This is a genomic window from Mesorhizobium sp. M1A.F.Ca.ET.072.01.1.1 (assembly GCF_004023325.1).
Lineage (GTDB): Bacteria > Pseudomonadota > Alphaproteobacteria > Rhizobiales > Rhizobiaceae > Mesorhizobium.
In genome coordinates this window covers 1-1,456 of sequence record NZ_RZSF01000631.1, presented here as the reverse complement: position 1 = coordinate 1,456, position 1,456 = coordinate 1, and the positions used below count along the sequence as shown (strand labels likewise).

The 1,456-nt window shown below is 67.6% G+C and carries 1 protein-coding gene and 1 pseudogene; one reads left to right on the top strand and one right to left on the bottom strand.

The window, feature by feature from the left end; genetic code table 11:
• Nucleotides 1-90 (bottom strand): annotated as a pseudogene (locus EOA32_RS39435) (GFA family protein); the annotation flags it as partial.
• Nucleotides 91-201: 111 nt separating this feature from the next.
• On the opposite strand from EOA32_RS39435, the gene EOA32_RS37125 reads away from it, so the two are divergent.
• Nucleotides 202-1,456 (top strand): amidase (locus tag EOA32_RS37125; RefSeq protein WP_128374303.1); only part of this gene is annotated, 1,255 nt, incomplete at its 3' end.

Sequence of the window (1,456 nt, the reverse complement as noted above, 5' to 3'; positions counted from 1 at the left end):
GATCGAGCAGTTGCAGCGCACCGCGCCGCCGAGCTCGCCTGCGACCTCGAAAGCCACCTTGCCGCAGTGGCAACTGCCTTTGTACAGCATCAGTCTCTTTCCATCGCTGGCAGGTGCAAAGGCACCCTTGCCGGGTTATCCATCCGCTAGCCAAATCGGCTGCCTTAAAGACGTTGCATCCTTGCGGAGTCCGACATCGACATGCAATCCGTGCGCGACCGTCTCGAAATCATCCTGTCACGTCTTGCCAATCGCGCGGCTGACGAAAAGGTCTACCTCAAGCTCTATGCGCAGGCGGCGCTCGCCGCAGCGGATGCAGCCGACGCGCGGCAAAGAGCCGGCGTCTGCCTCGGGCCGCTCGATGGCGTGGTCGTGTCGATCAAGGATCTGTTCGATGTCGCCGGCGAGCCGACCCGGGCAGGCTCGGCGATGTTCGTCGGTGCTCAGCCCGCCGCGCAGGACGCGGCGATCGTGCGCCGGCTGCGCCAGGCGGGCGCGGTCATCCTCGGCAAGACCAACATGACCGAATTCGCCTTCACCGCGATCGGCGACAACCTGCACTACGGCACGCCGGGCAATGCGGCGGATGCCAGCCTGATCCCGGGCGGTTCTTCCTCCGGCGCCGGCGTTGCGGTGGGAGAAGGCAGCAGCCAGATCTCGATCGGTTCGGACACGGGCGGCTCGGTACGCATCCCGGCCTCGCTCAACGGCGTGGTCGGCTTCAAGCCGACGGCCCGGCGCGTGCCTTTGGACGGCGCCTTTCCCTTGTCGGCCACACTGGATTCGATCGGTCCGCTCGCCCGCAGCGTCGCTGATTGCGCGGTTGCCGACGCGATCATGGCGGGGGAGGAGCCAGTTCCCCTCCAGCCGATCCCGCTCGCCGGTCTGCGCATCGGCGTTCCGCGCGGCCGGCTGTTCGACGACACGCTAGCGGAGGTCGCCGCGGCCTTTGAGGCCTGCACCAGGCAGATGGAGCGGGCAGGCGCACGCGTCGCCGATCTATCGATCGATGACCTCATTGGGGGGATGCGCGCGGCGACCATGCACGCCTCGATCGCGTCGATGGAGGGTGCGGAAGTGCATGCCGACTGGCTGGTGACCGGGGCCTCGGTGCCCGTCGACCCACATGTCAGCGGGCCTTTGTCGCGCGCGCTGACGGTTCCCGCTTCCGCCTATATCAGGACAATCCGCCGCCGGGCGGAACTGGTCGCGGTCATGGCGGAACGGCTGCAAGCGGTCGACGCGCTTGCTCTGCCGACCGTGCCGATGGTCGCGCCGTCGATCGCGGCGATGGCTGGCGACGAAGCGCTACGCGACAGGACGGAAGGCTTGCTCCTGCGCAACACGCAGGTCGCCAACCAGTTCGATCTCTGTGCAATCTCGCTGCCGATGCCGGGCACGAAGCTGCCGGCCGGGCTGATGCTGGTGGCGAGGCATGGGCACGACCGACGTCTGC